At 67.2% G+C, this 23,115-nt stretch carries 24 protein-coding genes; 13 read left to right on the forward strand and 11 right to left on the reverse strand.

Going from position 1 to position 23,115, the window contains the following annotated elements:
* Positions 1-21: 21 nt before the first annotated feature.
* On the forward strand, positions 22-699 hold the full coding sequence (gene pdeM, locus O9344_RS14855) for a ligase-associated DNA damage response endonuclease PdeM (protein WP_298478874.1): 678 nt from the start codon (positions 22-24) through the stop codon (positions 697-699).
* Between the two features lie 4 nt (positions 700-703).
* Here the strand turns inward: pdeM and O9344_RS14860 are convergent, their stop codons facing one another.
* The 6 genes from O9344_RS14860 to O9344_RS14885 all read right to left on the reverse strand — a co-directional run bounded on the left by O9344_RS14860 (position 704) and on the right by O9344_RS14885 (position 4,982).
* Positions 704-1,300, reverse strand: a complete 597-nt coding sequence (locus tag O9344_RS14860) for a methyltransferase domain-containing protein (RefSeq protein WP_298478877.1) — start codon at positions 1,298-1,300, stop codon at positions 704-706.
* 84 nt (positions 1,301-1,384) lie between these two features.
* Positions 1,385-2,113, reverse strand: coding sequence for a DNA polymerase III subunit epsilon (gene dnaQ, locus O9344_RS14865; protein WP_298478880.1), 729 nt, complete (start codon positions 2,111-2,113; stop codon positions 1,385-1,387).
* A gap of 2 nt (positions 2,114-2,115) precedes the next feature.
* A complete protein-coding gene (gene coaE, locus O9344_RS14870) occupies positions 2,116-2,709 on the reverse strand; it encodes a dephospho-CoA kinase (protein ID WP_298478883.1) in 594 nt (197 codons plus the stop codon).
* Position 2,710: 1 nt separating this feature from the next.
* Positions 2,711-3,541 (reverse strand): shikimate dehydrogenase, encoded by an 831-nt coding sequence (locus O9344_RS14875; RefSeq protein ID WP_298478886.1) that lies wholly within the window; start codon positions 3,539-3,541, stop codon positions 2,711-2,713.
* Complete coding sequence (locus O9344_RS14880; RefSeq protein ID WP_298478889.1) at positions 3,538-4,134, reverse strand: Maf family protein; 597 nt, start codon at positions 4,132-4,134, stop codon at positions 3,538-3,540. Before O9344_RS14880 ends, O9344_RS14875 begins: the two co-directional genes overlap by 4 nt.
* Positions 4,131-4,982, reverse strand: coding sequence for a pyruvate, water dikinase regulatory protein (locus O9344_RS14885; protein WP_298478892.1), 852 nt, complete (start codon positions 4,980-4,982; stop codon positions 4,131-4,133). Before O9344_RS14885 ends, O9344_RS14880 begins: the two co-directional genes overlap by 4 nt.
* A 384-nt stretch (positions 4,983-5,366) precedes the next feature.
* Here O9344_RS14885 and hemE point away from each other — a divergent pair, with 384 nt between their 5' ends.
* From hemE to O9344_RS14925, 8 genes are all read left to right on the forward strand, one after another.
* Complete coding sequence (gene hemE / locus O9344_RS14890) at positions 5,367-6,398, forward strand: uroporphyrinogen decarboxylase (RefSeq protein ID WP_298478895.1); 1,032 nt, start codon at positions 5,367-5,369, stop codon at positions 6,396-6,398.
* A complete protein-coding gene (gene hemJ / locus O9344_RS14895; protein ID WP_298478898.1) occupies positions 6,395-6,931 on the forward strand; it encodes a protoporphyrinogen oxidase HemJ in 537 nt (178 codons plus the stop codon). Before hemE ends, hemJ begins: the two co-directional genes overlap by 4 nt.
* A gap of 244 nt (positions 6,932-7,175) precedes the next feature.
* Positions 7,176-8,444: a transcription termination factor Rho gene (gene rho, locus O9344_RS14900; protein WP_298478901.1), complete on the forward strand. Its 1,269-nt coding sequence runs from the start codon at positions 7,176-7,178 to the stop codon at positions 8,442-8,444.
* 112 nt (positions 8,445-8,556) lie between these two features.
* Positions 8,557-9,861 carry a tRNA uridine-5-carboxymethylaminomethyl(34) synthesis GTPase MnmE gene (gene mnmE, locus O9344_RS14905; protein ID WP_298478951.1) on the forward strand — a complete coding sequence of 435 codons (1,305 nt, stop codon included), beginning with the start codon at positions 8,557-8,559 and terminating at the stop codon, positions 9,859-9,861.
* A gap of 114 nt (positions 9,862-9,975) precedes the next feature.
* Positions 9,976-11,835: a tRNA uridine-5-carboxymethylaminomethyl(34) synthesis enzyme MnmG gene (mnmG, locus tag O9344_RS14910; RefSeq protein WP_298478904.1), complete on the forward strand. Its 1,860-nt coding sequence runs from the start codon at positions 9,976-9,978 to the stop codon at positions 11,833-11,835.
* The gene (gene rsmG, locus O9344_RS14915; RefSeq protein WP_298478907.1) at positions 11,832-12,479 is read left to right on the forward strand and encodes a 16S rRNA (guanine(527)-N(7))-methyltransferase RsmG; all 648 of its coding nucleotides are present in this window, start codon (positions 11,832-11,834) and stop codon (positions 12,477-12,479) included. Before mnmG ends, rsmG begins: the two co-directional genes overlap by 4 nt.
* A 49-nt stretch (positions 12,480-12,528) precedes the next feature.
* A complete protein-coding gene (locus O9344_RS14920) occupies positions 12,529-13,314 on the forward strand; it encodes a ParA family protein (protein ID WP_298478910.1) in 786 nt (261 codons plus the stop codon).
* A 74-nt stretch (positions 13,315-13,388) separates the two neighbouring features.
* Positions 13,389-14,264 carry a ParB/RepB/Spo0J family partition protein gene (locus tag O9344_RS14925; RefSeq protein ID WP_298478912.1) on the forward strand — a complete coding sequence of 292 codons (876 nt, stop codon included), beginning with the start codon at positions 13,389-13,391 and terminating at the stop codon, positions 14,262-14,264.
* A 6-nt stretch (positions 14,265-14,270) separates the two neighbouring features.
* Here O9344_RS14925 and holA read toward each other — a convergent pair whose 3' ends face one another.
* Genes holA through leuS form a run of 3 tightly spaced genes read right to left on the reverse strand, consistent with a single transcriptional unit; the run spans position 14,271 to position 18,460 of the window.
* Entirely contained in the window at positions 14,271-15,305 is a 1,035-nt protein-coding gene (holA, locus tag O9344_RS14930) for a DNA polymerase III subunit delta (protein WP_298478915.1), read from the reverse strand.
* Positions 15,306-15,309: 4 nt separating this feature from the next.
* Complete coding sequence (locus O9344_RS14935) at positions 15,310-15,852, reverse strand: LPS assembly lipoprotein LptE (RefSeq protein ID WP_298478918.1); 543 nt, start codon at positions 15,850-15,852, stop codon at positions 15,310-15,312.
* On the reverse strand, positions 15,839-18,460 hold the full coding sequence (leuS, locus tag O9344_RS14940) for a leucine--tRNA ligase (RefSeq protein WP_298478921.1): 2,622 nt from the start codon (positions 18,458-18,460) through the stop codon (positions 15,839-15,841). Before leuS ends, O9344_RS14935 begins: the two co-directional genes overlap by 14 nt.
* 150 nt (positions 18,461-18,610) lie before the next feature.
* Between leuS and O9344_RS14945 the strand changes: the two genes are divergently transcribed.
* The 4 genes from O9344_RS14945 to O9344_RS14960 all read left to right on the forward strand — a co-directional run bounded on the left by O9344_RS14945 (position 18,611) and on the right by O9344_RS14960 (position 21,677).
* Positions 18,611-19,288, forward strand: a complete 678-nt coding sequence (locus O9344_RS14945; protein WP_298478924.1) for a YggS family pyridoxal phosphate-dependent enzyme — start codon at positions 18,611-18,613, stop codon at positions 19,286-19,288.
* A gap of 118 nt (positions 19,289-19,406) precedes the next feature.
* Positions 19,407-20,225, forward strand: coding sequence for an IclR family transcriptional regulator C-terminal domain-containing protein (locus O9344_RS14950; RefSeq protein WP_298478927.1), 819 nt, complete (start codon positions 19,407-19,409; stop codon positions 20,223-20,225).
* A 123-nt stretch (positions 20,226-20,348) separates the two neighbouring features.
* Positions 20,349-21,440, forward strand: a complete 1,092-nt coding sequence (locus O9344_RS14955) for an alkene reductase (RefSeq protein WP_298478930.1) — start codon at positions 20,349-20,351, stop codon at positions 21,438-21,440.
* A gap of 102 nt (positions 21,441-21,542) precedes the next feature.
* On the forward strand, positions 21,543-21,677 hold the full coding sequence (locus O9344_RS14960) for a hypothetical protein (RefSeq protein WP_298478933.1): 135 nt from the start codon (positions 21,543-21,545) through the stop codon (positions 21,675-21,677).
* A 34-nt stretch (positions 21,678-21,711) separates the two neighbouring features.
* Here O9344_RS14960 and pobA read toward each other — a convergent pair whose 3' ends face one another.
* Complete coding sequence (gene pobA / locus O9344_RS14965; RefSeq protein WP_298478936.1) at positions 21,712-22,911, reverse strand: 4-hydroxybenzoate 3-monooxygenase; 1,200 nt, start codon at positions 22,909-22,911, stop codon at positions 21,712-21,714.
* On the reverse strand, positions 22,908-23,115 hold a 208-nt coding region (locus O9344_RS14970; RefSeq protein WP_298478939.1), incomplete at its 5' end, for a TRAP transporter large permease subunit. The genes O9344_RS14970 and pobA, both read right to left, overlap by 4 nt.

Genomic DNA, 23,115 nt, shown 5'->3' on the forward strand with positions numbered 1-23,115 from the left:
CGCTTTCGATTCGGATCCGTCATGACGCCATCGCCTGTCCCCGAGACGGTCGTCACCATCGCCGGACGCAGCTTCGTCGCCGACGGGTCCGGCGTGCTGTGGTGCCCGGACAGCGGCCTGATGGTCGTGGCCGACCTCCACCTCGAAAAGGGCTCTTCCTTCGCGGCGCGGCGCATGATGCTGCCGCCCTACGACACCCGGCAGACGCTGATGGCGCTTGCCCGCGTCGTGGCGCGGCTCAAGCCGCGGACCATCGTCTCGCTTGGCGACAGTTTCCACGACCGGTCGGGGCCGCTCCGCATGGCGGAGGCCGATCGCGACCATCTGAAGGCGCTGCAGGCCAATCGGACCTGGATCTGGGTCGCTGGCAATCACGATCCGGCACTGGATGGCGGTATGGCCGGCGAGTTCCTCGATTCTTTCGCCGATGGCGCCATTCGATTCGTCCACGAACCGACCGCCGGCCGGGTCACCGGCGAGATCGCCGGGCACCTTCACCCCTGCGCGCGGATCACTGCGCGCGGCGGCAGCGTGCGGAGCAAGGTTTTCGTTTCATGTGAAACACGGCTGGTGATGCCGGCCTTTGGTGCACTGACCGGCGGGCTCGACGTGACATCGCCGGCGATCCGGTCGCTGTTTCCGGGCCGGATGGCGATGATCGCTCTGGGGAGGCAGCGCGCCTACCGCGTCGCCGCCTGACGTCTCAGCCGCGGCGATAGACCCAGACGCGGGCGGGCGGGATGTTCCGCCAGATGCGCTCGGAGGGCACGGCGCTGAAATCGGCGCCCTTGGTCGGCACCGGCGAGGTCACCGAATAGGTGAACTGCACGAAGGGCGCGCCCGGCTTCATCAGCGCGAAGGCGTCGTTGACGAGCTTCATGCGGATCGGCTCGGGCCGGGTCATCAGCGGCAGGCCGGAGACGACAGCGTCGGCAGGCCCTGCGAGGCGCCCGGCGAGGGTCCGGCCAAGGGAATAGGCGTCGCCGTGCACGATGGTCGCATAGGGGAAGCGGTCGTGCAGGAGCCGGCAGAAATCGACCGAGTATTCCACCAGCACCAGACGGCGCTGATCGATGCCATGGGCGACAAGGGCTGCGGTGATGGCGCCGGTGCCAGGGCCGAGCTCGACGACGGGACCGGTGCCGTGCGGATCGACATAGCTCGCCATGCGCTTGGCAAGCGCCGGGCTGGACGGCGCGACTGCCCCCATCCGGAGCGGGTTCTTCAACCAACTCTTGAGGAAACGCGCGTCGTCGTCTTGGTGCTTGTCCGTACGGTGACGCAGGACCGAGCGACTCATGGGTGTGTGATCGACCATTCAACGGTCCGATGGAACGGAGCTCCCCACGAGCCCTGTCACGCGGCCGTCATTCGTATCGGCATGTCACTGGGGGGTCAAGGCAACCGGGTCAAACTCCGGACGAGGTAGGTGGTCATACCAGATCGCCTTGTCGCCAAGTTCTCGGATGAAGGCGGCATGGGCCAGGATCTCCTCCTCGCTCAGGCGGGAGGGGAGCGGCACGGGACGCTGCGGGGTGGCGGCGCGACGGCCGCCGGCCCGGGGGCCGGCACGACCGGCCTCGGCGAGGCCGAAAGAGGCCTGCCGGCCGCCAATCAGCTCGATATAGACGTCCGCCAGCAGCTCGGCATCGAGAAGCGCGCCGTGCTTGGTGCGGCGGGAATTGTCGATCCCGAAGCGCGAGCAGAGCGCATCGAGGCTCACCGCAGCTCCGGGAAAGCGGCGACGCGCCATGCTGAGCGTGTCGGTGACCATGTCCATCGGAAAGAGGGAGCGCCCAGCCCGCTTCAGCTCCGCATTGATGAAGCCCATGTCGAAGGAGGCGTTATGGATGACGAGGCGCGCGCCCTCGACGAAGGCGGTGAAATCGTCGACCAGCTCGGCAAAGCGCGGCTTGTCGGAGAGGAATTCGGCGGAGAGGCCATGAACCCGGAAGGCCTCTTCCGGCATGTCGCGCTCCGGATTGATGTAGACGTGATAGGTCCGGCCGGTCGGAAAGTGGTTCACCAACTCGATGCCGCCGATCTCGACGAGACGGTCGCCGCGGTTCGGATCGAGGCCGGTCGTTTCGGTGTCGAGGATGATCTCGCGCATCACTAACTCCTGCGACTGCCTGACAGCGCCCGAATAAGGTCTGACACCTGGCGGCGGGCGGCGTCGAGGCCGAAACCCGATTCGATGACGAAATGAGCTCGGCGGCGCTTCTCGGCATCCGGCATCTGGCGGGCGAGAATGGCCTCGAGCTTGTCGGCGGTCATTCCGGGCCGGGCCATGACGCGATCGCGCTGGATGCCGGGGGGCGCGGAGACGACGGCGACGGCATCGACGCGGCGCTCGCCGCCGGTCTCCAGCAGCAAGGGTATGTCCAGGACGACCATGGTATGGCCGCGGGCGCGGGCAGCGTCACGAAAGGCCTTTTCGGCGCCGCCGACCAGCGGGTGGATGATCGCCTCGAGGCGCTTCAGCGCCTCGGCATCCTTCAGCACCACCGCGCCGAGCCGCGCGCGATCGACCCGGCCATCGACCGTCACGCCGGGAAAGGCGGCCTCGATCGGCGCGACGGCAGCGCCCGCGTAGAGCTTGTGGACCGCGGCATCGGCGTCATGGACGGGGATGCCCGCTGCGCGGAAGAAGGCCGAGGTGGTCGACTTCCCCATGCCGATGGAGCCGGTGAGGCCGAGGACGAACATGTCAGGTGCCCCGGATGTCAGCGGCGACATGTTCCCACAGGCCGCGCGTGACCTTGGGCGTGATGCCGAACCATTTCTCGAAGCCGGGCACGGCCTGGTGCAGCAGCATACCGAGGCCCTCGACGGTGCGGTGGCCGCGCGCTTCGGCGCGGGCAAGGAGATCCGTCACCAGGGGCACGTAGACGATGTCGGAGACGATGGCCGTGGGCTTCAGCGTGTCGAGGGGGAGGTCGAGGGGCGGCTGGCCCTTCATGCCGAGCGAAGTCGTGTTCACCAGAAGGTCGGCATCGGCGAGCAGGGCGGGAACCGATGCCCAATCGGCGACGCGCAGGCTCGACGGATGGCTCGCGGCGATGGCTTCGGCCTTGGACAGCGATCGATTCGCCACCGTGATGGTCTCGACGCCGCGGCTCAGCAGGCCATGAACGATGCCGCGGGCGGCGCCACCGGCGCCCAGAACCACGGCATGGCGCACCTCGCGCTCCCAGTTCGGCACATGGTCGTCGAGGTTCTTGAGGAAGCCGATGACGTCGGAATTCATGCCGATCAGCCGGCCGCCATCGAGCCAGACCGTGTTGACGGCGCCGACAGCGACCGCGCCGGGATCCACCTCGTCCATGGCGGCGAAGGCGGCTTCCTTGTGGGGGATCGTCACATTGCAGCCGGCATAGCCGCGGTCGGCGAGGCTCCGCAGGAAAGCGTCGACCTGGCCGGGCTCCACCGCCTCAGGGCCATATTCGCCGCGGATGGCGTGCTCCTTCAGCCAGAAGCCATGGATGAGGGGCGAGCGGACGTGGGTGACGGGCCAGCCGATGCAGCAGGCGCGGATCATGAGGCGACGAGACCGTGGTGGCGGAGGGCGGAGAGGAGCGGCAGCAGGGGCATGCCGAGAATGGTGAAATAGTCGCCGTCGATCCGCTCGAACAGCTGGATGCCTTCGCTTTCGAGCTGGTAGCAGCCGACCGAGGAGAGCACGCGGTCGCCGAGACGGTCGAGATAGGCATCGAGGAAGGCGTCGGAGAAGGCGCGCATCGTCATGGCGGCGGACGAGACCGCAGCGAAGAGCGTCTCGCCATCGCGGACCAGCGCAACCCCGGAATGGAGGTAGTGGGTCTGGCCACGCAGCGCGGCGAGATTGGCCCGGGCCTCGGCCCGGTCGGCTGGCTTGGAGAAGCGGCGGACACCCAGGGCCAGGGTCTGATCGGCGCCGATCACCACGGCGCCGGGGCGGGCGCGGCTCACGGCCCGCGCCTTTTCCTCCGCCAGCAGCCGGGCGACGACATCGGGCCCGTGGCCCGCGCGGCTCCAGGCCTCGTCGAAGGCGCGCTCGTCGATATCAGCAGGGGCAAGGGCAACGGTGATGCCGGCAGCCTGCAGCATGGCGGCGCGGGCGGCGGATTTCGACGCGAGTACGAGGCCGGTCACGCCCGCGCCTCCTCGGCGATCTTGCGGCGATGATCCTTCAGCAGCGAGATGATGCCGGCCGCTGTCTCCTCAATGGAGCGGCGCGTCACGTCAATGATAGGCCAGTTGTTGCTGCCGAAAAGCCGGCGGGACTGGGCGATCTCCTCGGCCACGGCGGCGCGGTCGACATAGCTCGAGCGGTCCTCGGTGGCGTTCAGCGACAGGATGCGGTTCTCGCGGATCTGGACGATGCGTTCGGGGCTGGCATAGAGCCCGACCACCAGCGGCTTCTTCAGGGCCCAGATCACGTCGGGCAGAGGAATGCCCGGGACCAGCGGAATGTTCGCCGCCTTGATGCCGCGATTGGCGAGATAGATGGATGTCGGCGTCTTGGAGGTGCGCGAGACACCGACGAGCAGCACATCGGCCTCTTCCCAGTTTTCGGGCAGCTGGCCGTCGTCATGCATCATCGTGTAGTTCAGCGCGTCGATGCGCTGGAAATATTCGGCATTGAGCACGTGCTGGGCGCCGACGCGCGGGGTTGAGGCCGCGCCGAGATAGTTCTGGAACAGAGCGAGGATCGGTTCCAGCACGGAGAGGCATGGGCAGCCGAGCTCCTTGCAGGTGTTTTTCAGCCGCTCGGTCAGGTCCTGGTCGACCAGCGTGTAGAGCACGATGCCCGGGCTGTTCTCGATCTCGGTGAGGACACGGTCGAGCTGCTTCTGGGAACGGACCAGCGGGTAGACATGCTCAATGGCCGAGACGGAGGAATACTGCACCGCCGCGGCCCGGCCGACGGTCATCAGTGTCTCGCCGGTGGCGTCCGACACGAGATGAAGATGGAAGTAGCTCTCGCGACGATGCGGCATGGCGGTCGGGACATGGGCCTGGGACAGGCCGCGTCGAGCCTGTGGACGAACAGGGACAAGGACACGGAAGCGGGCGAGCCGCAAGAGGTCCATGCCCGCTGGCCTGAATCTCATCCCCAGCCATGAAGCGGGGGACAGCCGGGAGGGCTCATCGGGGACAAGCGATGGAGGGGCGATGAGGGGCGCTGGGGCGGTGCCTGAATCCGGTCGGACTCGCAGAGGCTTGCAGCCGCCCGCCCCCTCCCCGAAGGGAAGCCTTGCCAGAGCCGGCGCGGCGTGGACAACTTGTGGAGAAGCTTGTGTTCACCTAATCCAGCTTCAAGGAATCAAAGAAGACTCTCTTTCATTCAAGATTGAAGGAGAGAGGGGGACGCGGGAGTCAACGTGCATAAACCTCTCCTCGACGTGCTCAAGGGCGGCAAGGCCGCCTCCCCGCCCATCTGGATGATGCGCCAGGCTGGGCGCTACCTTCCTGAATATCGCGCCACCCGTGAGCAGGCCGGTTCCTTCCTGAACCTCTGTTTCAATCCCGAGCTGGCAGCGGAGGTGACCCTCCAGCCGTTGCGGCGCTTCGGCTTTGACGGCGCGATCCTGTTTTCGGACATCCTCGTCCTCCCCCATGCACTGGGGCAGACCGTGGCTTTCGAGGCAGGCGAGGGCCCGCGGCTCGATCCGCTTGTCGATGCCTCCGGGCTGTCGCGCCTGGCACATGCCCTCGACGAGGCGATCGTTGGCAAGGTCTATGAGGCGGTTGCGCGCATCCATGAGCAGTTGCCAGCCGGCACGACCTTCATCGGCTTTTGCGGCGCGCCCTGGACGGTTGCGACCTACATGGTGGCGGGCAAGGGCGGCGACGATCAGGTGGCGGCCCGCCTCTTTGCCTACCGCGACCCCGAGGGTTTCTCGCGGCTCATCGACATCATCGTTGAAGCCTCGATCACCTATCTCCTCGGCCAGATCCGCGCAGGCGTCGATGCGGTGCAGATCTTCGACACCTGGGCCGGTGTTCTCCCGGCCGACGAGTTCCGCCGCTGGTGCGTCGAGCCTATCGGCCGGATCGTCGCCGGCGTGAAGGCAGCGGCCCCCGGCATTCCCGTCATCGTCTTTCCGAAGGGCGCCGGGCTGCGGCTCGAGGCCGTCGTGAACGGCACCGGCGCTGACGCCGTCGGCCTCGATTGGACGGCCGATGCCGGTTTTGTCGCCAGCGCGATACAGCCCAAGGTCGCCGTTCAGGGCAATGTCGATCCGATCGCGCTGCTCGCCGGCGGAGAGGCCCTCGACAGGGCGGTCGATACGACGCTCGAAGCCTTCGGTCGCGGCCGGCTGATCTTCAACCTCGGACACGGCATCCTGCCGCCCACGCCCATCGCCCATGTGGAGCGAATGGTGGCGCGGGTGCGCAACTGGAAGGCATGACCATGGCGACGGCATCCCCGAGCCCGCGTGAGCGGGCGATCCGCGCGGTCGTGGCGCTGGCTGTCACCGTTCTCGGCGTCGTCGGCCTTGGCCTCTTGGCGCCCGTGGCGGCGGCCGGCTGGATCAAGTCGCTGCACGTCGTCGCCATCATCTCGTGGATGGCGGCCATGCTCTACCTGCCGCGCCTGTTCATCTACCACGTGGCCGCGACGCCGGGATCGGAGACCTCCGAGACGTTCAAGGTGATGGAGCGCCGGCTGCTCGAGTACATCATGAACCCGGCCATGATCGTGAGCTGGGTCGCGGGCCTGTGGCTCGCCTGGGTGAGCTTCGGCATGAAGGGTGGCTGGCTTCACGCCAAGCTCGCCTTCGTCATCGCCCTGTCGGGCGTGCACGGCTATTTCGCCGGTGCCGTGCGGCGCTTTGCCGAGGACCGCAACACGAAATCGCAGGGCTTCTGGCGTGTCATGAACGAGGTGCCGACGGTCATCATGATCGTCGTGGTGGTGCTGGTGATCGTGAAGCCTTTCTGAGGCCCGAGCCGCCGCCGGGAACCGCTGCCGCTCTTGCTTTTGCGGCGGCGAGAGCTTATTCGACAAATCCCTCCTTCCGCAGACAAGTCTCTCGCCGCGGCTCGCCCGATGATCCGCGCCCCCGGGACCAGGAGGCGGCTCCCCGCCGCATGATCTCCTCTGCGATCCGCCATCGTTCCCATCCGGGCCCGGCTCGCGTTCCTCGTTCCGTGCCTCCGGCCGTCTCCCTTTCCTCGTGGTTCCGATGCAGCAGCAGATCAAGCTCCAGGACATCAAGGCCAAGTCGCCGACCGAGCTCCTCGCCTTCGCGGAGGAGCAGCAGGTCGAGAATGCCTCCACCCTGCGCAAGCAGGAGCTGATGTTCGCCTGCCTCAAGCAGCTGGCGGCGCAGGAGATCGACATTATCGGCGAGGGCGTCGTCGAGGTGCTGCAGGACGGCTTCGGCTACCTGCGCTCGCCCGATGCCAATTATCTCGCGGGTCCCGACGACATTTATGTCTCGCCCTCGCAGATCCGCCGTTTCGGCCTCAGGACCGGTGATACGGTCGAGGGCCAGATCCGCTCCCCGAAGGAGGGCGAGCGCTATTTCGCCCTGGTGAAGGTGAACCGGATCAATTTCGAGGACCCAGAGAAGGCCCGCCACAAGGTCAATTTCGACAATCTGACGCCGCTCTATCCGAACCAGCGGCTGAAGATGGAGGCGGAGGATCCGACCAAGAAGGATTTCTCAGCCCGCATCATGGACGTGGTCGTCCCGCTCGGCAAAGGCCAGCGCGCGCTCATCGTCGCGCCGCCGCGCACGGGTAAGACGGTCCTCCTGCAGAACATCGCCCAGTCCATCACCCGCAACCATCCTGAGTGCTACCTCATCGTTCTGCTCATCGACGAGCGTCCGGAAGAGGTCACCGACATGCAGCGCTCGGTGAATGGCGAGGTCATTTCCTCGACCTTCGACGAGCCGGCGACGCGTCACGTCCAGGTGGCCGAGATGGTCATCGAGAAGGCCAAGCGCCTTGTCGAACATGGCCGCGACGTGGTCATCCTGCTCGATTCGATCACCCGCCTCGGCCGGGCCTACAACACGGTGGTGCCGTCCTCGGGCAAGGTGCTGACCGGCGGTGTGGACGCCAATGCCCTGCAGCGGCCGAAGCGCTTCTTCGGTGCGGCGCGCAACATCGAGGAAGGCGGCTCGCTCACCATCATCGCGACGGCGCTGATCGATACCGGCAGCCGCATGGACGAGGTGATCTTCGAGGAGTTCAAGGGCACGGGTAACTCGGAAATCATCCTCGACCGCAAGGTCGCGGACAAGCGCACCTTCCCGGCCATCGACATCACCCGCTCCGGCACCCGCAAGGAAGAGCTGCTCGTGCCGCAGGACATCCTCAAGAAGATGTATGTGCTGCGCCGCATCCTCAATCCGATGGGCACGGTCGACGCCATCGAGTTCCTCCTCGACAAGCTGCGGCAGACCAAGCAGAACAGCGACTTCTTCGATTCCATGAACACCTGAGGCGGATGGGCGTCCGGCCGCATCCGATTCACCACCGGAACGAATCGGGCCCTCATCGTCCGATTCGGAGCCGTAATGGCGAGAGCTCCACGGTCAACGGAGCTTGCCCATGATGGCGCGCACCATTGTCGCCGTTGCGACCCCGCCGGGTGTCTCCGGCGTCGCGGTCATTCGGATCTCCGGCCCCGATGCCGCCGAGGTCTTCAGGCGCCTGGCAGGCAAGGTGCCACGGCCGCGCGCCGCAACACTCGTCACGATCATCGATCCCTTGGACGGCACGCCCCTCGATCAGGGGCTGGCGCTCTGGTTCCCGGCCCCTGCGAGCTTCACCGGCGAGGACTGTGCCGAACTCCAGGTCCATGGCGGACGTGCTGTGGTCGCCGCCGTGCTGGCAGCGATTCTCACCGTGGACGGCCTCAGGCCGGCCGAACCTGGTGAGTTCACGCGGCGGGCCTTCGAGAGCGGCAAGCTCGATCTTGCGGCCATCGAGGGGTTGGGGGATCTCCTCCATGCCGAGACCGAAGCCCAGCGCCGCCAGGCCTTTGCGCTCTATCAGGGGCGGCTGACCGACGAGACCGATCGCCTGGCGCAGCAGCTCCTGCCCGTCCTGGCCCTGGTCGAGGCGACGATCGATTTTCCTGACGAAGGCGATGTCACCGACGCGGCCCTGGCAGAGGCCCGCGGGCAGGCCCTTACAGTGCGCGATCGCATCACCGGCCTGCTCGCGGATGCCGGCCGGGCCGAGCGGGTGCGCGACGGCGTCGTGGTTGCGATCGCCGGCCTGCCCAATGCCGGCAAGTCCACCCTCCTCAACGCCATCGCCCGCCGGGACGTTGCCATCGTCTCCCCTGTCGCCGGCACGACCCGTGATGCGCTGGAGGTGCAGCTCGACCTCGGGGGGCTCCCGGTGGTCCTCGTCGATACGGCCGGCATTCGAGAGACGATGGACCCCGTGGAGGCCGAGGGGGTCAGGCGTGCACGCCGGCGCGTCAGCGAGGCTGACCTCGTCCTCTGGCTGGCTCCGACGATCGAGTCGGTGACGGAACGACCTGAAGGCGCCTGGGTGATCCAGTCGCAAGCCGACAGGGGCGCGACGCCAATGGAGGAGGCGCGGCATCGGATCTCCGCATCGACGGGTCTGGGGCTTTCAGCCTTGCTGGAGGATGTGCGGGCTTTCGCATCGACCATGCTGGGTGGAGAGCCGGCCGTGGTCGTCCATGAGCGCCATCGGCTGATTATGATTGCTGCGAAGGTCGCGTTGGACGCTGCCTTGAGGCATCCGGATTGGCCCGCTGCCGCGGAGCTGGTGGCGGAGGATCTCAGGGCCGCGCTGGCGGCGCTCGGTCGGAGCCGCGGTCGGGTCGGGACCGAGGCCATGCTGGACCAGCTCTTTTCCGCCTTCTGCATCGGCAAGTAGGGCCAGTCAGCCCGTGGGCCCTCCCGGGGTGTTTCACGTGAAACAGTTGATTCGGACTCGTAACGCTTCACGGCTCCGATTGTCGCGGAGGCGCCGACACGCTATGAGCGCGCCATGACCACTTATGATGTCATCGTGATCGGCGGCGGCCATGCGGGCTGCGAAGCGGCGGCAGCCGCGGCGCGGCTTGGCGCCCGTACCGCCCTGGTCACGCACCGCTTTGAGACGATCGGCGCCATGTCGTGCAATCCCGCCATCGGTGGGCTGGGCAAGGGCCACCTCGTCCGCGAGGTCGATGCGCTGGACGGGCTCATGGGGCGGGTGGCCGATGCGGCGGGGATTCAGTTCCGCCTCCTCAACCGCCGCAAGGGGCCGGCCGTCCGTGGCCCGCGCACCCAGGCGGACCGCAAGCTCTATGCCGCGGCCATGCAGCAGGCGCTGCGGGCCCAGGCAGGCCTCGATATTGTCATCGGCGAGGCGGCATCGCTGGGCATTCAAGATGGCCGCCTCACCTCGGTCACGCTGGCCGATGGGCGGGTGTTGACGACGGGAGCAGCGGTGCTGACGACGGGCACGTTCCTTCGCGGAGTCATTCACCTTGGCGAGAGGCAATGGTCGGCGGGGCGGATTGATGATCCCGCCAGCGTCAGCCTGTCGGAAAGCCTGCTGTCCCATGGCTTTGCGCTCGGCCGCTTGAAGACCGGAACGCCGGCGAGGCTCGATGGCTCGACGATCGACTGGGCTTCGATCGAGCGGCAAGAAGCCGATTCGGATCCGGAACCGTTTTCCACGATGACCAAGCGGATCACCAATCCGCAGATCACCTGCGGCATCACCCGGACCACCGAGAAGACCCACGCCATCGTGCGGGACAATCTCGCCCGCTCGGCCATGTATGGCGGGCGGATCGAGGGGGTCGGGCCACGCTACTGCCCGTCGATCGAGGACAAGATTGTCCGTTTCGGTGATCGCGACGGCCACCAGATCTTCCTGGAGCCGGAGGGGCTGGACGATGACACGATCTATCCGAATGGCCTTTCCACTTCGCTGCCCGAGGATGTTCAGGAGGCCTTCCTGCGGTCGATCCCCGGTCTCGAGCGGGTGGCGATCCGTCGGCATGGCTATGCCATTGACTATGACCATGTCGATCCGCGCGAGCTGTTGCCGAGCCTCGAGACGCGGCGCGTCCAGGGCTTGTTCCTCGCCGGCCAGATCAACGGCACGACGGGTTATGAAGAGGCGGCGGGGCAGGGGCTTCTCGCCGGCCTCAATGCGGCGTGCCGTGCAGGTGGGGGCGAGGCCGTCACGATCGGTCGGCACGAAGGCTATATCGGCGTCATGGTCGATGACCTCACGACGCGCGGTGTCACCGAGCCCTATCGGATGTTCACGTCCCGCGCCGAGTTCCGTCTCACGCTCCGGGCCGACAATGCCGACCAGCGGTTGACGCCCCTGGGGCTCGAAATCGGCTGCATCGGCACCGAGAGGTCGATTCGCTTCCGTGACAAGCAGCAGGCTCTGGCGGGGCTTCGCGAGAGGCTGGAGGCGCTGACCCTCACGCCCAATGCGGCCAAGGCCCATGGAATTGCCTTGAACCAGGACGGGATCCGACGGTCGGCCTTCACGCTCCTGTCGCGACCAGACGTGGCCTGGGCCGATCTCTGCCGCGCCTGGCCCGAGCTGGGATCGGTGCCCGCGACGGTCGCCGAGCAGGTGATGATCGACGCGCATTACGCGGTCTATCTCGACCGGCAGGCGGCGGAGATTGAAAGCCATCGCCGCGACGAGGATCTGGCCATCCCGGCTGATCTGGAATTCGATTCGGTTCCGGGACTATCGAACGAGATCCGGGCCAAGCTGGAGCGGCAGCGGCCCGTGACGCTGGGCCAGGCGTCTCGGATGGATGGGATGACGCCGGCGGCGCTCACGCTTATCGCGGTCTGGGCCCGTCGCGCCGGGCGGCCAGCGGCATGACCGCGCCCACCAATGCCGATGAGGCGGCGGCCCTGGCGGGCCTGCCTGTTTCACGTGAAACAGCCGAGCGCCTGACGCTCTATGTCGATCTCCTGCGCCGCTGGAACCCGTCCAAAAACCTCGTGGCGGCCTCCACCCTCGACGCAGTCTGGGGCCGGCACATTGCCGACAGCCTGCAGATTGTTCGCTGCGCGCCGGACGCCGCCGTCTGGGTCGACCTCGGTTCGGGTGGCGGTCTTCCGGCCCTGGTGGTCGCGGCCGTGCTGGCCGACCGACCGGGAGCCTTGGTCCATTGCGTCGAGAGCAAGCTCGGCAAGGCCGCCTTCCTGCAGGAGGCGGCGCGCCAGATGCGGGTGCCGGTGAAGGTCTGGCCGAAGCGGATCGAGGATGTGGTGGGGCGTGAGGTCGCCTCGGCCGATGTCGTCAGCGCCCGCGCGCTTGCGCCACTGGCCGACCTCCTGTCGCTGGCCAATCCTCTGTTGAAAACTGGCGCTGTCGGGGTCTTTCCCAAGGGCCAAGATGTAGGGGTCGAATTGACCCAGGCCGCTAAATATTGGAGATTCACTCATCGCTCGGTGCCGAGCGTAACCGACCCACGAGGCACGATCCTTGTGGTCCGGGACGTGGAGACGGCACCGGCCTGACCCTTTTCCGATGGATGTGGCCATGTCGCTCCTGCCTCCGAAAGCATCGATGACAGGACCCCGCGTCCTCGCGCTCGCGAACCAGAAGGGTGGCGTCGGCAAGACCACCACGGCGATCAATCTGGGAACCGCCCTCGCCGCGATCGGCGAGCGCGTGCTCATCCTCGACCTTGACCCGCAGGGCAATGCCTCGACGGGCCTGGGCATCGACCGCCGCTCCCGTCAGAAGTCCACCTACGGCGTGCTGGTCGGTGATTATTCCCTTTCCGAAACGATCCAGGAGACGGCGGTGCCGCGCCTGTGCATCGCGCCTTCGACCATGGATCTGTCCGGCGTCGAGCTGGAGATCGCTGGCGAGCGGGATCGCGCCCATCGCCTCCGCCGTGCCGTCCAGAGCCTCGGCTCCGATTTCAGCTATGTGCTGATCGATTGCCCGCCATCGCTCAACCTGCTGACGATCAACGCCATGTCGGCGGCGGATGCCATTCTGGTGCCGCTTCAGTGCGAGTTCTTCGCGCTTGAAGGCCTGTCTCAGCTCATCAAGACGGTCGAGCAGGTCAAGGCGACGCTGAACCCCACCCTGACGATCCACGGCATCGTGCTCACCATGTATGATGCACGTAACAATCTTTCGGCCCAGGTCGTGGACGACGTGCGCCAGTTCATGGGCGACAAGGTCTATCAGACCATCATCCCGCGGAACGTGCGGGTGTCGGAAGCGCCGGGCTACGGCAAGCCCGTGCTGCTCTACGACCTCAAATGCGTCGGCAGCCAGGCCTATCTGCGCCTGGCATCCGAGATCATCCAGCGCGAGCGCGTGCTGCGGGCGGCCTGACCATGGATTCGATTCGCCCGCGTTCTGATTTGCCTGCCGACGTTGTCACGCTGGCGTCCCGAAGGAGACAAGATATGGTGGAGGATGCGAACCGGTCGCGGCTGGGCCGCGGGCTCGCGGCGCTGATCGGCGATGTCGGCGAGGAGACCGCCGCCGTCGATCGTGTGCGCACGACGCGCAAGGTTCCCATTGCCTTCATCCGGGCCAATCCCCGCAACCCGCGCCGTGTCTTCCGGGACGAGGACCTGCAGGAGCTGGCGGATTCGATCCGCGAGCGCGGCATCATCCAGCCGATCGTGGTGCGGGCCGTGGCCGGCGCTGTTGACGCCTATGAGATTGTCGCCGGCGAGCGGCGCTGGCGCGCGGCGCAGCGGGCCGAGCTGCACGAGGTGCCGATCCATCTGGTCGAGGTCGGTGACCGCGAGGCTCTCGAGCTCGCCGTCATAGAGAATGTCCAGCGCGCCGACCTCAACCCGCTGGAAGAGGCGATGGGCTATAACGAGCTCATCGAGCAGTTCGGCTACAGCCAAACCGACCTCGCGAAGATCATCGGCAAGAGCCGCAGCCATGTGGCCAATACGCTGCGTCTGATGAAGCTGCCCGACAATGTCCAGGGCATGCTGCGCGACGGCAAGCTCACGGCGGGCCATGCGCGCGCGCTCCTCTCGGTCGAGGATCCCGCGAAGCTCGCCTCGCAGATCGTCGACGAAGGCCTCAACGTTCGCCAGGTCGAGGCGCTGACCCAGGAGCAGTCCGAGCGCGCCGGCAAGCCGGTCAAGCAGCGCGAGCGTCTGGAGAAGGATGCCGATACGCGGGCGCTGGAGAAGACCCTGTCCGATGCGCTCGGCATGACCGTGACGATCGATCACCGAGGGGCTGGCGGCGAGTTGCGCATCCGCTATCGCTCGCTGGAGCAGCTCGAGGACGTCTGTCGTCGCCTGCAGGGTTGACGAGGCTCAGCCGCGGGCGCCCTGGCGGGCGTTCGAGGCGATGCTGATCAGCAGTCGGCCGACCAGGGTTGGGGCGATTGCCGCCTTGGCGCGCGTCTCGTAGCCGGCTTCTGCGAGCCGCTGGATGATGCGGGAGAGCTTTCCGCTCGTCCATAGCCCGAGCTGGCGTTCCACGGCGGGCTTGCGACGGAAGAAGAGGGGCGGCTCGAAGCGTTCCACGGCGGTGCGGATCGGCGTTCCGCTCTCGACGATCAGCCGCACCTTGTGCATCGCTAACGCATGGCGGCTCGCGGCCGCAACGATTTGCGGAATGGCGATTCCGGCGGCCTCGGCGCGCAGCAACAGCCTGTCCACCTCGTCGGGCGCGCCGCCAAAGGCTGCGTCGATGATCTCGTCCACGCCCATGGCCAGACTTTCCCCGGCCACGGCGATGATATCGGCGGCCCGGATCGTGCCGGTACCGTGGGCATAGAGGCAGATTTTGCGGATTTCGGCGCGCGAGGCGGCGCGATCGCCGCCAAGATACTGGACCAGAAGAGCGAGAGCCTGCGGCTCGATCTGCAGCCCGGCCAGTTTTGCCTCGTCCACGGCGAGACGCTTGAGATCCGCCTCGCCGTCGGCATAGCAGGCAATGACGGCTGCGTTGCCGGACCGCTCGGCCTCGGACCTCAAGGCGACGCTCTTCTTGAGATCGCCGGCCTCGATCAGGATGGTCGCGCCCTCCGGTGGGTTCGCCAGCAGGGGGGTGACGGCCGCCGCGATCGGTTTTTCGCCCGCTTTCACCCAGATGAGGCGGCGACCACCGAACATCGGCATGGTGCCGGCCTCATCGGCGAGCCTCGCCGGGTCGGAAGCGAGCACGTCGCCATCGATGCGGGTGACGGAAAAGGGATCGTCGAGGTCCGGGGCGATGCGGGTGGCAATCGCGCGGGCGCGCTCGGATACCAGGCCCATATCCGGGCCATAGACGAGGATGACCGGCCGGCGCGGGTCCGGCTCGGCGACGAAACGCTCGATTTCCGCGCCCTTGAGGACGGTCACAGGCTCACCTCGGGCGGGTGGCGTACCAGCCGGCAACCTGGGTGACGATGTTCTCGGCGAGGGCCTTGGTGGCCCGCTCCTGCGCCTCGATAACGGCGCGGTCGGAGGCGAGGCGCTGCGCCGTGCGGTCGAAGGAGGCACTGGCGAAGGCGGATCCGCGGTGGATCGGCTGGGGATTGCCGATGGGCGTGATCGTGTAGTCGCCGACAATGGTGACCGACTGGGCTGAGGGGCGGCCCGCCGCGGTGTTGAGCACGATCGGTACGGTGTCGATACGCATGGTGACGCGCAGGACGTGGGTCGGATTGGCAGCGCGACCGCCGCCGCCCTGGGTCAGATAGATGAGCTCATTGCGCAGGACCACCCCGTTGCGGCCAGGAATCTCGGGGATGTCGAGGTCGCGCAGGCCCGCCTGGGCATTGCGCCCGCCTGACACGACGGTCGGATCGCCATAGAGCGGGGTCAGGCAGCCGGCGAGGCCTGCCGCGGCGGCGCAGAGCGTCGCGACGCGGAGGAGGCGCAGCAGGGAGGTCTCAGCCCACGACATTCACGATCCTCTGCGGAACCACGATGATCTTCTTCACGGGCCGGCCTTCGAGAGCCTTCTGGACGGCGTCGAGGGCGAGGGCAGCGGTCTCAATATCCTTTTGGGCCGCCTCACGCGGGATCGTCAAGTCCGCCCGCTTCTTGCCGTTCACCTGCACGGGGAGGGTGATCGTGTCCTCCACCAGGATGGCGGTGTCCACGGTCGGCCAGGCCTCTTCGGCGGCGAGACCGGAATGGCCAAGGGCCGCCCAGCATTCCTCGGCGAGATGCGGCATCATCGGCGCGACGACGCGCACCAGGATGCTGCCTGCCTCGGCCAGCGCCGAGGCCATGTCCGCTGCAGCCGTCTGGCCGCGCAGCCCGTCCAGGGCCCGAGCTAGGGCATTGGCGAGCGTGTAGATATGCGCGACGCAGCGGTTGAAGGCGAGGCGCTCGACATCCGCCTCGATCGCCGCGAGGGCCTGGTGGGCGGCCCGGCGGATGGCGGTCGCCTCCTCGCCGAAGGCCGCCGGCGTGGCCACAGAGGCCTTGTGGGAGGCGATGTCGCCGACGATGCGCCAGAGGCGCTGAACGAAGCGGCTAGCGCCCTCGACGCCGGCCTCGGTCCAGATCACGTCGCGCTCGGGCGGCGAGTCGGAGAGCATGAACCAGCGGGCGGTGTCGGCGCCGTAGGTGTCGATGATGTCGTCGGGGTCGACGACGTTCTTCTTCGACTTCGACATCTTCTCGATGGAGCCGATCTCGACGGGCTGGTTCGAGCCAGTGAGCACGGCGCGACGCTGGTCGCCCTCGCCTGAAATCGTCACCTCGGCCGGCGTGACATAGGTGCCGTCCGGGCCGCGATAGGTCTCGTGGACCACCATGCCCTGGGTGAACAGGCCACGGAACGGCTCGTCGAGGCCGGCATGGCCGGTGGCCTTCATGGCGCGGGTGAAGAAGCGCGAATAGAGCAGGTGCAGGATCGCGTGCTCGATACCGCCGATATATTGGTCCACCGGCAGCCAGGCATTGACCACGGCCGGATCGGTGGGGGTGTCGGTGCGCCAGGGATCGGTGAAGCGGGCGAAGTACCAGGACGAATCGACGAAGGTGTCCATCGTGTCCGTCTCGCGCCGGGCCGGCTTGCCGCAGGACGGGCAGGCGACGTGCTTCCAGGTCGGATGCCGGTCCAGCGGATTGCCGGGCTTGGAGAAGTCGGCATCATCCGGCAGGCGCACGGGGAGCTGCGAATCCGGCACCGGCACGGCACCGCAATCATCGCAATGGATGACGGGGATCGGGCAGCCCCAGTAGCGCTGGCGGGAGATGAGCCAGTCGCGCAGGCGGAAATTGACCTTCCGGGTGGCGACGGCGGTATTGCCGAGCGTCGTCTTTTCCAGGCGCGAGGCGACTTCCGCGAAAGCCGCGTCGGTGGTCAGGCCATCGAGGAAGCGCGAATTGATCATCATGCCATCGCCGTCATAGGCGGTGTCGGTGACAGCGAAATCATCGCCCGCATCGGCCGGTTTCACCACGGTCTGGAAAGTCAGGCCATATTTGTTGGCGAATTCGATGTCGCGCTGGTCGCCCGAGGGGCAGCCGAAGATGGCGCCGGTGCCGTAATCCATCAGGATGAAGTTGGCGACATAGACCGGCACCTCCCACGACGGGTCGAAGGGGTGGATCGCCTTGATGCCGGTGTCGAAGCCGAGCTTTTCCGCCGTCTCCAGCGTTGCGACCGAGGTGCCCATGCGGCGGCATTCCTCGGAGAAGGCGGCAAGCTCCGGATTGGTCTCGGCCGCGGCTCGGGCCAGCGGATGGTCGGGGGCGATGGCCATGAAGGCGGCGCCGAACAGGGTGTCGGGGCGCGTCGTGTAGATCTCGAGCTCGGAATGGCCGGCCGGCGCGGTGCCGGACTTGAGCGCCCAGCGGACCATCAGGCCCTCGGAGCGGCCGATCCAGTTCTTCTGCATCAGCCGGACCTTGTCCGGCCAGCGGTCGAGGCCGTCGAGGGCGGTCAGCAGCTCGTCGGAGAAGTTGGTGATCTTCAGGAACCACTGGGTGAGATCGCGCTGCTCGACGAGCGCGCCCGAGCGCCAGCCGCGGCCGTCGATCACCTGCTCATTGGCGAGTACGGTCTGGTCGACCGGATCCCAGTTCACCTTGGCCGAGCGTCGCTCGACCAGGCCCGCCCGCATGAAATCGGTGAAGAGCTTCTGCTGGTGGGCATAGTAGGAGGGGTCGCAGGTGGCGAGCTCGCGCGACCAGTCGAGCGACAGGCCCATGCTCTTCAGCTGCGCCTTCATGGTGGCGATATTGGCGTAGGTCCATTCCTTCGGGTGGACCTTGGAGGCCATGGCGGCGTTCTCGGCCGGCAGGCCGAAGGCGTCCCAGCCCATGGGGTGGAGCACGTTGAAGCCGCGGGCGCGCTTGTAGCGGGCCACCACATCGCCCATCGTGTAGTTGCGCACGTGGCCCATATGGATGCGCCCCGACGGATAGGGGAACATCTCCAGGACGTAGTATTTCGGCCGCGGATCGTCGTTCCTCGTCTCGAAGATCTTCGTCTCGTCCCAGACCGCGCGCCACTTGGGCTCGGCGGTGCGCGGGTTGTAGCGTTCGGTCGACATGATGGGCGGCACGTCCGGAAATCAGGGCAAAAGCGAGCGCGGACAACACACGAAAGGGGTCGGCGGGTCAAGGATTGGGCTGCGGTGCTGGCTCGCGGCTGGTAGCCGTGCTAGCGGGAGCCGCCGTTGAGCCTGCCCGTGAGAGATGCCATGTCCGACGCCGTCAGCCGCCTCGCCGAGGTCCGCGCCGCCATCGCCGCCGCGACGGCGGAGGCGAAACGCCCGGCCGGTGCGGTGACGCTGGTCGCGGTGTCGAAGACCTTCCCCATCGAGGCGATCGAGCCGGTGCTCGCCGCCGGACAGCGCGTCTTCGGCGAGAACTACGTGCAGGACGCCAAGGGCAAGTGGCCTGAGCTGCGGCAGCGCTATCCGGACGCGCAGGTCCACATGATCGGGCCGCTTCAGTCCAACAAGGCGAAGGAGGCCGTCGCCCTCTTCGATGTGATCGAGACGCTCGACCGTCCGTCGCTGGCAAAGGAACTCGCCAAGGAGGTCGCCAAGGCGAAAGCCGCCGGTGCACGGGTGCCGCGCTTCCTTGTCCAGGTGAATACCGGCGCCGAGCCGCAGAAGGGTGGCGTGCTCCCCGAGGAGGCCGATGCCTTCATCCGCTCCTGCCGCGAGGAGCATGGCCTCGCCGTCGAGGGTCTCATGTGCATCCCGCCCGCCGACGAGCCGCCGGCGCCGCATTTCGCCCTGCTGACGACGATGGCGCGCCGCAACGGCCTTGCCATCGTCTCCATGGGCATGAGCGCCGACTATCCCGTCGCGATCGCCATGGGCGCGACCCATGTGCGGGTCGGCAGCGCCATCTTCGGCGCGCGCGGCTGACGTCCCACCTCGACTGAGAAGTCCTGCCGGCGCATGGCGGGGTCCCGCGGCGATGGCTGGCTCTCGGCGCGTATTGAGGAACAATACAGGCGTTCCGAAAATTGCAGTGAGCCTTCCCGTGACCCTCCAGCAGCCGGCCTTCGAGCGGCGTTACCAGGCCCCAGAGCGTGAGCCCATCATCGAGGTCGACGAGCGGCTTTTCCTGAAATCGGCAGCGCGGTCCTTCTATGTGCTGGAGGCCTTTGCCCGCAGTCCGCGCCCGCTCTCCCTCGCGGAAGTGGCGAAATCCGCGAAGATCTCGAAGAGCGCGGCGCAGCGCGTCGTCCAGACCCTGCTGGTGCTCGGCTATCTCGAACGGTCGGCGACAGGCACCGGCGTCGTGCCGGGCCGGCGCATCCTCGACCGCTCCTTCGACTATCTGAGGTCCAATCCGCTCATCGAGCGGGCCTCGCCCATCGTTACCGAGCTGCGCAAGATCACCGGTGAGCGCGTCGACTTCAGCCTCTTCGATGACGTGACGATCCTTTATGCCCTGCGGCTCCAGAGCAAGCGCGAGACCTTCTACGCGACCCTTGCCGGGCGGCGCATGCCGACCTTCGCCACGGCGGGTGGACGGGCCATGCTGGCCTGCCTCGATGAGCGTCATGCCGACGAGATCCTGCGACGCTCGCGCCTCGTGCCGCTGACGCCCCGCACCCTGGTCGATCCCGAGCAGATCCGCGCCCGCGTCGCCGAGGCGCGGCGCGATGGTTATGCCTGCGTCCAGGAGGAGAGCCTCATGGGCGAGATCGTCGTGGCGGCCGCGGTGGTGAAGGAGCGCTCCATGCCGGTCGGCGCCATCCATGTCGCCGGCTCCCTTGCCGACTGGTCGCCGGACGACTTCCGCAAGCGCTTCGCCCCGCTCGCCATCGAAGCGGCACGGGCGCTGTCGGGCTGATGCTCGCGGCATCGTGATACCCGGGCCCTGCACCCCGCCTTGCTGCACTGCAGCAGGGCGCCCACGTGAGGTGCCTTCCTTTCGCGGCGACATGCCGCTTTGCCGATGACCTTGGAGTTTCCGATGAGCCAGGACGCGAGCCCGCTCTTTCAACCCTTCACCCTGGGCGACCTCGTCCTGCCCAACCGCATCGTCATGGCGCCGTTGACGCGTAACCGCGCCACCCCGGGCACGATCTCCGCCAATGCGCTGACCGCTGCCTATTACAAGCAGCGCGCGAGCGCCGGCCTCATCATTTCCGAGGGCACGCAGGTCTCGCCGCAGGGCCAGGGCTATCTCAACACGCCCGGCCTCTACAGCCCCGAGCAGATTGCCGGCTGGAAGACCGTCACCGACACGCTGCACGCCGCCGGCGGGCGCATCTTCGCCCAGATCTGGCATGTCGGCCGCGTCTCGCATGCCTCGCTGCTGAATGGCGGCGTGCCGGTCGCCCCCTCCGCCATTCCCGCCAAGACCAAGACCTATGTCGCGGAGGGCTTTGCCGATGTGACGGCGCCGCGCGCACTGGAGGCCGCCGAGATCCCCGGCGTCGTCGCCGAATATGCCCAGGCCGCCGCGAACGCCTTGAAGGCGGGCTTCGACGGTGTCGAGATCCATGGCGCCAACGGCTATCTGATCGACCAGTTCCTGAAGGACGGCGCCAACCAGCGCACCGATGGCTATGGCGGCTCGCCGGAGAACCGCGTGCGCTTCGGCCTCGAAGTGGTCGATGCCATCCTCAAGGTCTTCCCAAAGACCCGTCTCGGCATCCGCCTGTCGCCGGTGAGCCCGGCCAACGACACCGTGACCTCGGATCCGGCGCAGGTCTTCGGCCTGTTCGTGTCAGAGCTGTCGAAGCGCGGCCTCGCCTTCATCCACGTGATCGAGGGTGCGACCGGTGGGCCGCGCGACAATGTCGCCTTCGGCTGGGCGGCACTGCGCAAGGCCTTCTCCGGCGCCTATATCGCCAATAACGGCTACACCCGCGGGCTCGCCATCGACGCGGTCTCGGCCGGCCGGGCCGACCTCATCGCCTTTGGCCGCCCGTTCATCGCCAATCCGGACCTGGTCGAGCGCCTGCGCACCGGCGCGCCGCTGAACGAACTCGACCGCGCCACGCTCTATGGCGGCGGCGAGAAGGGCTACACCGACTATCCGACCCTCGACGCGGCCTGATCCGGCCCGCCGACGAACAGAAAGGCCCCGCCAGCGCGCGGGGCCTTTCGTGTTTAGGAGCCTCGCGCGCCGTGTCGGCGGCAAATCGGGGCCGGTCGCCTGATGCGGCTGCTCGGTCAATACAGGACCCGGGAACTGAGCCTCTCCGCGGTCTATGCCCCGGCGGCTCGGCCTCAGGCGAAGATCCTGACCTTCATCGATTTCCTCGTCGATCGATGTGACGGCGAGAGCTTCTGAGGCGGGCACGCCATCGGGGGCCCATTGCCGCGCCCTAGATGGGCAGACCCACATAGTTCTCGGCCATCACGGACTGGGCGGCCTGAGACGATCGCAGCAGGGCGAATTCCGCGCGCTGCATCCGCTTCTCGAACGGCGAGTAGCTGTCGAACCGGTGCAGCAGGGTGGTCATCGACCACGAAAATCGCTCGGCCTTCCAGATGCGATCGAGGGCCTGCGCGGAATAGTGGTCGATCCCCGCGCTGGAGCGCTCCAGAAAGAACTCCTCGAGCGCGCTGGACAGGTACTGGACGTCGCTCACGGCGAGGTTCAAGCCCTTCGCGCCGGTGGGCGGCACGATATGGGCGGCATCGCCGACGAGGAACAGGCGACCGAAGCGGAGAGGTTCCGCCACGAAACTGCGCAGCGGTGCGATGGACTTCTCGATCGAAGGCCCGGTGACGACATGATCGGCGACGGCCGGGCCGACCCGGCGGCGCAGTTCGTCCCAGAAGCGATCGTCGGACCAGTTCCGCACGTCGTCGCTCAGATCGCACTGGACGTAGTATCGGCTGCGGTGGGGCGAGCGCATCGAGCATAGCGCGAAGCCGCGCTCATGGGCCACATAGATGAGCTCATGGGAGCATGGGGGGACGTCGGCGAGAATGCCGAGCCAGCCGAACGGATAGGTCCGCTCGAAGGTCTCGAGCCCCTTGTCGGCGACCGTGCGCCGGCTGATGCCATGGAAGCCATCGCAGCCGACGACAATGTCGCAGCTGACCCGATGGGTGACGCCATCCTTGACATAGGTGACGAAAGGATTCGGGCAGTCGATGTCGTGGATGGCGACATCAGCCGCCTCGTAGACGCTGGCCGCCCCGACCGCGCGTCGCTGGTCCATCAGATCGCGCGTGACCTCGGTCTGGCCATAGACCGTCACTGTCTTGCCGCCGGTGAGAGCCTTCAGGTCGATGCGCAGGACCTCCCCATCGACGCATAGCGCGAAGCCATCATGGGGCAGGCCTTCCGACCGCAACCGTTCGTCCACGCCGGCGCGGGTCAGGACATCCACGGTTCCCTGTTCGAGCACGCCCGCCCGGATCCGGCCGAGCACGTAGTCGGGGGACCGGGCCTCGAGGATGAGCGCGTCGATGCCGGCGCGGTGGAGCAGGGAGCCGAGCAGCAACCCGGACGGACCGGCGCCGATGATGACGACCTGATGGCGCGAAGAGGGGTTGTCGGGTGTGGAATTCATGAGAGCAACCTGACCAGCCAGAGTGCCAGCGCCGGGAATGCGACGACGAGCCCGAGGCGCAGAACGTCGGCTGCGACGAAGGGGATGACGCCGCGATAGGTCGCGACGATCGGCACGTCCTTGGCGATGGCCGAGACCACGAAGACGTTGAGCCCGATCGGCGGCGCCGTCAGGCCGATGCCGACCACCATCAGCACGAGGATG

This window comes from Phreatobacter sp. (genome assembly GCF_027532945.1).
Classification (GTDB): domain Bacteria; phylum Pseudomonadota; class Alphaproteobacteria; order Rhizobiales; family Phreatobacteraceae; genus Phreatobacter.

Bases quoted from the DNA above. Each gene is read 5' to 3' on its own strand.
- pdeM (WP_298478874.1), top strand. From the start codon at position 22: ATGACGCCATCGCCTGTCCCCGAGACGGTCGTCACCATCGCCGGACGC.
- O9344_RS14860 (WP_298478877.1), bottom strand. From the start codon at position 1,300: ATGAGTCGCTCGGTCCTGCGTCACCGTACGGACAAGCACCAAGACGAC.
- dnaQ (WP_298478880.1), bottom strand. From the start codon at position 2,113: ATGCGCGAGATCATCCTCGACACCGAAACGACCGGCCTCGATCCGAAC.
- coaE (WP_298478883.1), bottom strand. From the start codon at position 2,709: ATGTTCGTCCTCGGCCTCACCGGCTCCATCGGCATGGGGAAGTCGACC.
- O9344_RS14875 (WP_298478886.1), bottom strand. From the start codon at position 3,541: ATGATCCGCGCCTGCTGCATCGGCTGGCCCGTCACCCACGTCCGCTCG.
- O9344_RS14885 (WP_298478892.1), bottom strand. From the start codon at position 4,982: ATGCCGCATCGTCGCGAGAGCTACTTCCATCTTCATCTCGTGTCGGAC.
- hemJ (WP_298478898.1), top strand. From the start codon at position 6,395: ATGACCATGGCGACGGCATCCCCGAGCCCGCGTGAGCGGGCGATCCGC.
- rho (WP_298478901.1), top strand. From the start codon at position 7,176: ATGCAGCAGCAGATCAAGCTCCAGGACATCAAGGCCAAGTCGCCGACC.
- mnmE (WP_298478951.1), top strand. From the start codon at position 8,557: ATGGCGCGCACCATTGTCGCCGTTGCGACCCCGCCGGGTGTCTCCGGC.
- mnmG (WP_298478904.1), top strand. From the start codon at position 9,976: ATGACCACTTATGATGTCATCGTGATCGGCGGCGGCCATGCGGGCTGC.
- rsmG (WP_298478907.1), top strand. From the start codon at position 11,832: ATGACCGCGCCCACCAATGCCGATGAGGCGGCGGCCCTGGCGGGCCTG.
- O9344_RS14920 (WP_298478910.1), top strand. From the start codon at position 12,529: ATGACAGGACCCCGCGTCCTCGCGCTCGCGAACCAGAAGGGTGGCGTC.
- O9344_RS14925 (WP_298478912.1), top strand. From the start codon at position 13,389: ATGGTGGAGGATGCGAACCGGTCGCGGCTGGGCCGCGGGCTCGCGGCG.
- O9344_RS14935 (WP_298478918.1), bottom strand. From the start codon at position 15,852: ATGTCGTGGGCTGAGACCTCCCTGCTGCGCCTCCTCCGCGTCGCGACG.
- leuS (WP_298478921.1), bottom strand. From the start codon at position 18,460: ATGTCGACCGAACGCTACAACCCGCGCACCGCCGAGCCCAAGTGGCGC.
- O9344_RS14945 (WP_298478924.1), top strand. From the start codon at position 18,611: ATGTCCGACGCCGTCAGCCGCCTCGCCGAGGTCCGCGCCGCCATCGCC.
- O9344_RS14955 (WP_298478930.1), top strand. From the start codon at position 20,349: ATGAGCCAGGACGCGAGCCCGCTCTTTCAACCCTTCACCCTGGGCGAC.
- O9344_RS14960 (WP_298478933.1), top strand. From the start codon at position 21,543: ATGCGGCTGCTCGGTCAATACAGGACCCGGGAACTGAGCCTCTCCGCG.
- pobA (WP_298478936.1), bottom strand. From the start codon at position 22,911: ATGAATTCCACACCCGACAACCCCTCTTCGCGCCATCAGGTCGTCATC.